The sequence below is a fragment of the Okeania sp. SIO3B5 genome (assembly GCF_010692555.1).
Lineage (GTDB): Bacteria > Cyanobacteriota > Cyanobacteriia > Cyanobacteriales > Microcoleaceae > Okeania.
The window spans coordinates 1-6,097 of the sequence record NZ_JAAHHG010000578.1 but is presented as its reverse complement, the minus strand read 5'-3'; the positions used below and the strand labels follow the sequence as shown (position 1 = coordinate 6,097).

Sequence of the window (6,097 nt, the reverse complement as noted above, 5' to 3'; positions counted from 1 at the left end):
TACCAGTCGGATGGGGCAGAATTTTTGCGATCGCAAGCTGATTTACTTATGGCCAACCTCCACGAATGGCGACCGGGGATGAAGGCTATTACTCTCTGTGACTTTGAAACGGGGGAACCGATGGTCATCAAGTTAGATCCAGAGAAAAATGCGGTGCAAAATGCCCAAAGTCTTTATAAAAAGCACCAAAAGTTGAAACGGGCGCGTGTAGCGGTTGAACCCCTTTTAGCAACAGTCCAAGGGGAAATTGATTATTTGGAGCAAGTGGAAGCTTTTTTGTCTCAGTTAGATACTTACCGAACTCCAGAAGATTTACGCACTCTTGAAGAAATTCGGGATGAGTTAATTCAGCAAGCTTACCTTAAAGCTCCAGAACATCATCATCAAGGTCATAAAAAGGATACAGAATTTTACCGTTATGAAACTCCCGGTGGATTTGAATTATTGGTTGGCCGTAATAATCGTCAAAATGATTTGTTAACTTTTCGGGTGGCGGGAGATTATGATTTGTGGTTTCATACTCAAGAAATTCCTGGTAGTCATGTTTTGTTGCGACTGGATGCTGGTGCCACACCTGATGAAGTTGATTTACAGTTTGTTGCAGATATCAGTGCCTTTTATAGTCGTGCCCGTCAGAGTGAAATAGTCCCAGTTATTTATACCAAACCTAAGTTTGTTTATAAACCCAAGGGTGCTAAACCTGGTATGGTTGTATATAAGCAAGAACAGGTTTTTTGGGGGAAACCACAAAGAGCTGAAACCCATATTGCACAATTAATTGGGGTTCAAAATTAAAAATTTTTATAGAAATTGCTCAATAGTTTGTTACAATTAGTGATATAAACATTGTGAGATATATAACCCGCAAATCGCTGCGAACTTGGGAATGCGTAGCTGCTTGCTTGTTAATCTCGCAGAAATAACAACGGAAAATAATTTTTACTTAGACCTGCTTGACAAAGTTGGTCTTTTTTTTTCGTCGATCAAAAAAGTTATAGCGGTTTTCGGCATTGCTGAGGGGCGGGATGAGTATAAGTGGGGTAGGTATCCTGCCTACTCGAAAATATCAGGAACGGGCAAGATACCCATTCCACAAAACTATTAAAATCATCCTGCATTTATGCAATGCCCGGTTTTCAATATAGACGGACTTCAGTCGCCAAAGTTTTATTGGACTCCATAACCCAAAAGAATTTTGTAGTCTACTGAAATGTTAAATGAAAAGCGCTGTAATTTAGAAGCAGTTTATTCACTTCAAAAAAAAGTTTAAATCTTTGAGCGAAGGGTGTTGGTCTAGGGTAGAGTCTTTTCAAGTTCTGTCAAACAGAAGAGCTTAGGTCGCAAATAAGTTTTAGTGTAACGCTAAATTAGGATAGTTAATTATAACAGAAAAAAGCTTTTTGTAACACCAGGTAATCTGGATACATAAAACAGTATAAATAATCTCTCACTGAGGATTGCTGACAACGTATGATAAACCTTTAAAGTCTGATGCTAATTTGATTGGTAATAACTATGTCACAACAGAGTCTCATCACAGTCAACAAAAATGGACAATACAATCAACAAAATTTTATATCTCCACCAAAATTGGATCTTGAGGTTGTTAATCAGGAACTTGCCCAAGCAGATGCTCATACTCTGGTTAAGTGGGGATATGATACCTTTCGAGAAGGTTTAGTTATGAGTACCAGTTTTGGTATCCAGGCTGCTGTTATGTTACATTTAGTGACAACTGTTGTACCTAATATTCCTGTTATTTGGGTTGATACAGGATATTTACCAGCCGAAACTTATAGATTTGCTGAAGAGTTGACCGAACGACTGAGGCTTAATCTTAAAGTATATCAATCTTCAATTAGTCCCGCTAGAATGGAAGCTCTACATGGCCGACTTTGGGCTGAGAAGAATGCTGATGCTCTGAACCGCTATGACCAAATTCGCAAAGTGGAACCCATGCAAAGAGCATTAAAAGAGTTAGGTGCTAAAGCTTGGTTGGCTGGCCTACGGAAGGACCAAACTGACCACCGTAAGAGTCTTAACCGTATTGGTGAGCAATCGGAAATATATAAGATTTTACCTATATTAACTTGGAATGCCAGGGATATATACCAATATTTGACTGCTTACGATTTGCCTTATCATCCATTTTTCGATTTAGGTTATACCAGTGTGGGAGATTGGCATTCTAGTCGTCCCTTGACTATGGAAGATGAGAATGAACGGGATACTCGTTTTCATGGTCTGAAGCAGGAGTGCGGACTACATTTGCCTCAGACAGATGGACAAGCTCAAAGTTTAGATTCTAGTTCTTTGTAATTAGGGTTTGCGTATGGAAAGTCTTTTTTCTGGGGTAGGAGACAGGAGACAGGAGACAGGAGACAGGAGAAATGGAAATTATAGAGGAGGTAGGAGTAAGAATTATCAGAGTGATTTTTCTGCCATAATCATCTCAAAATACTAGGGCGTATCATCAGTTAGAATGGTTGACAAAATAGCTATTGTATGTTAAAGGGGGATGGCGCTCGCTATGCCAATAAAATGACTGGGGCTACCAAATAAATTCCTCCCAGAAAGTTTACTGAACGCTTGTCATATCTTGTGGCGATCGCTCTATATTGTTTGGGGGTGTTTACAATTGGTTAGGGTTTGAGTCCCCATCCTCTTCTTCTTTCTTCCTTCTTCAATTCAAAGCTTCTGCATGATATCTTATATGGTCTTCTATAAAAGATGCAATAAAATAATAGCTATGATCGTAATCTTTTTGCATTCTTAAAGTTAGATTTACTCCTTTTTTTTGACAAGCTTCTTCAAATACTTCTGGTAATAATTGTTTTTGAGATAAAAAGGGGTCGGCAGTTCCTATATCAATTAAAATCGGACGCTTATAACCATAATTTAAAATTAATTCACTAGCATCATAATCACGCCAAGTTTCTTGATTTGAACCTAAGTAATTGCTAAAAGCTTTTTCACCCCAAGGACAACGCATTGGTGCCACAATTGGAGAAAATGCAGAGATAGATTGATATTTTGCCGGATTCTTTATAGCACAAATTAATGCTCCGTGACCTCCCATGGAATGACCGAAAATACTTTGTTTATCTGGCTGAATTGGAAATTTTTTAGCGATGAGTTCTGGTAATTCTTTAACAACATAACTATACATTTGATAATGCTTTTTCCAAGGTTCTAATGTGGCATCAACATAAAATCCTGCACCTGTACCAAAATCCCAATTATCGTTTTCATTTTTAATGCCAGTATTGCGCGGACTTGTATCTGGCACGACTAAAATTAATCCATATTTGGCAGCAAATTTTTGTGCCCCTGCTTTAGCCATAAAGTTTTCTTCAGTACAGGTTAAACCAGAGAGGAAATACAATACAGGTAATTGTTTTGATTTGGCTTTTTGTGGGATATAAATTGAAAAACGCATCTCAATATTACAGGTTGAAGATGAGTGGAAATAATAGCTAACTTTGCCGCCAAAGCATTGATGTTCTTTTACCAGTTTGAGTTCTGTAGACATAATTTAATCGGTAATAAGGAGAGATAATTTTTAATTTGTAACAGATGGTAAGTGTGGTTGAATAATTGGTAGTCCTGCATAGTAATGGTATACAAGGAATAAGGGATGCTTGGCGCGGGAGCAAGATGCTCCCACTATTCTCATAACAAAAATAATGCAATGCACAACCATTACAACGCACCACCACCGAATAATTAATAATTAATAATTAATAATTAATAATTAAGAGTTGATAGTTAATAATTATTCATTCAACAATTCACGCCTTGAAGCCTACCCTTTTAAGGGGATAAAATAAAAAAAATCGGGTGCATCTCAATTAAGCGATAAGTAATTTTACTCAATAAATAGGGATTAATAGGGTGTATCTTTTATGTGCAAAAAAAAAATACTTTTTTCCTATATATTCCCTGTTCCCTGTTCCCTGTTCCCTAAAGCAATAAATTTTTGGCTTTATTCAAAATTGAGATGCACCCAAAAAATCTTTGTAGTCAATCCTATCCGTTTTAAGAAGAGGTAATTATTAATTGTTAATTGCTGAATATTAAAAAGCGTTCAGTAGGTAAAATTAATTAGAATATTTAAGCGAGAAGTTAATAGTTCACAATTATTACGATTAATCTAAAATTTTCATAGCACTGGCATAATTTTCATTGATCTATGTGACTAGATGTTTATATTTTAGGAATTGCTTATCTAAATACTGCTACTCATAGCTACTATAAAAATTGTTAGTTTTGACCTTACTTTTAGTAGACTTTTAGTAGCAGCAAATCACTCTTTTCTTGAGAAAATCTGATGAAATTATTAACTCTTCTGTAATTTGTTAGTGATGGATTGTAGTGATTATTAATTATACTCGCATTTTTATAGGGTTACAAATAATATTATGGGCTTAAATATCAAAGCTGCCAAGGAAGCGATCGCCAAGCGCTATGTCGGGAGTATTTCTGTATCTTACTTCCAGCATCCAGAGTTATTAGAGATTGCTCTAACTCATCCAAATCATATTTATGATGGGACTAATATTATTAGGCCGCAACAAAAACAAAGAGCATTAGAGCATCAAGGTTTGGCCAACTTAGGTTATGTAGTTTTTTGTAGGATTGTTAGTAACTATTTATTAGATAATTTTTCTCATTTAGGAGAAGCGACTATTACTATTATTGAAAGCGATATTGTGAGCAGAAAAATGCTTGCTGAATTTGCGAAAGAGTTAAATTTGAAGCAGTTTTCTCTATTGGGAAAAAGTTATAAATGGAAGCATAAAAGTGAGCAGAATAAAATTTTAGCTCAAATGTTTGAGGCTTTAGTAGGGGCAATTTTTTTGGAGTTTGACCGAGATTTAGGTTTGACTTATGATTGGTTAGTTGAAAGTTTTATTGCTGAAGCGGTTGCTCGGGTTTTAATTACTGCGGTTAAAGATGATGATTCTGATTTAGAAACAGATTTTCAATTGATAGATTGGATTGAGGCTTTAAAATTACCTTTATTAAATCAAAATAGTTTATATAGAGAAAATAATTATTTGCTTGAATGTTTTGAATAGGGAGTAGGAAGTAGGGAGTAGGGGAGTAGGGGAGCAGGGGAGTAGGGGAGTAGGGAGAAAGAGTATAGTAACCAGGTAAAACTACTTCAGTTATCAAAAATAATGTATTTTTCAATGCACTTTGTGGAAGGAAGCAATCTCTATGAATTTGGGATTGCTTTCCAACCTTTGTAATGACAATTATTTAATGGGATTTCATATTAAATAATTGTCAAATCAATCATCAAATTTCAAACTTATTTCAACGCGACTTTTACTTTCAATTTCATCTAGAATATCCGCAGGAATATTGCTCACCTTTTTAACTTTAGCAGTTACCGAAGAATTAATAATTCAATAATTCAATAATTCAATAATTCAGGTTTAAAGCCTCCCCTTTCAAGGGGAAAAAAATAAATTTTTTCCTTTTATTCAATCCTCTTCCTTTTAGGGAGAGGTAATTATCAATTATCCATTATCAATTATCAATTATTGAAAGTATTGACAAAGTCCAGTAGGGTGTGTTTATGAAATGTAACGCACCACTGTCCCAAATAAATGTTTCGCTCAGTTACGCTTTCCTGCGGAATGCTACGCAAACGCTAACACACCCTAACCACACTATCGTGATTTTCGCTTTAGTAAACTTGAACCGAAACCTAGAACACCTAAAGCAATTAAACTTAGTATAGATATAGGTTCTGGAGTTGATGTACTCTCAATTTCTGTACCTTGTACAATATTGTCAATACCTGTATTAATTATTCCTCCATTTACAGTAGTCCAGCGAATAGAACTAATTTCTTCATCGGCAAGTATTCCTAAAAATCCTACATTTGTTGGGTCGTGATTTAATACAAAAGTGTCAAGGAGGCCAGAAGTACCAAAAACATTGATTGTTGCTGGACCAAAAGTATTAAGATAAGTATCAAATCCTACTGCTTCTGTGGGTGTACCAAATTCTACCGTAAAATCTTCATCACCTGCAGTAGTTAGTATGCTGCTAGTAGTTACGGGAACACCATAATTAGTGTATC

Annotated in this window: 5 protein-coding genes; 3 read left to right on the top strand and 2 right to left on the bottom strand. The window is 35.7% G+C overall.

What is annotated here, in order from left to right; genetic code table 11:
* On the top strand, positions 1–795 hold a 795-nt coding region (locus tag F6K54_RS38560), incomplete at its 5' end, for an NFACT family protein (protein ID WP_293089407.1).
* Between the two features lie 720 nt (positions 796–1,515).
* Complete coding sequence (locus F6K54_RS38555; protein WP_293089405.1) at positions 1,516–2,319, top strand: phosphoadenylyl-sulfate reductase; 804 nt, start codon at positions 1,516–1,518, stop codon at positions 2,317–2,319.
* Positions 2,320–2,683: 364 nt separating this feature from the next.
* Here F6K54_RS38555 and fghA read toward each other — a convergent pair whose 3' ends face one another.
* Positions 2,684–3,532 (bottom strand): S-formylglutathione hydrolase, encoded by an 849-nt coding sequence (gene fghA / locus F6K54_RS38545; protein ID WP_293089403.1) that lies wholly within the window; start codon positions 3,530–3,532, stop codon positions 2,684–2,686.
* 889 nt (positions 3,533–4,421) lie between these two features.
* Here fghA and F6K54_RS38540 point away from each other — a divergent pair.
* Positions 4,422–5,081: a ribonuclease III domain-containing protein gene (locus F6K54_RS38540; RefSeq protein WP_293089401.1), complete on the top strand. Its 660-nt coding sequence runs from the start codon at positions 4,422–4,424 to the stop codon at positions 5,079–5,081.
* A gap of 600 nt (positions 5,082–5,681) precedes the next feature.
* Here F6K54_RS38540 and F6K54_RS38535 read toward each other — a convergent pair.
* On the bottom strand, positions 5,682–6,097 hold a 416-nt coding region (locus F6K54_RS38535), incomplete at its 5' end, for a hypothetical protein (RefSeq protein WP_293089399.1).

Coding starts and splice junctions, on each gene's coding strand:
- F6K54_RS38555 (WP_293089405.1), top strand. CDS start 1,516: ATGTCACAACAGAGTCTCATCACAGTCAACAAAAATGGACAATACAAT.
- fghA (WP_293089403.1), bottom strand. CDS start 3,532: ATGTCTACAGAACTCAAACTGGTAAAAGAACATCAATGCTTTGGCGGC.
- F6K54_RS38540 (WP_293089401.1), top strand. CDS start 4,422: ATGGGCTTAAATATCAAAGCTGCCAAGGAAGCGATCGCCAAGCGCTAT.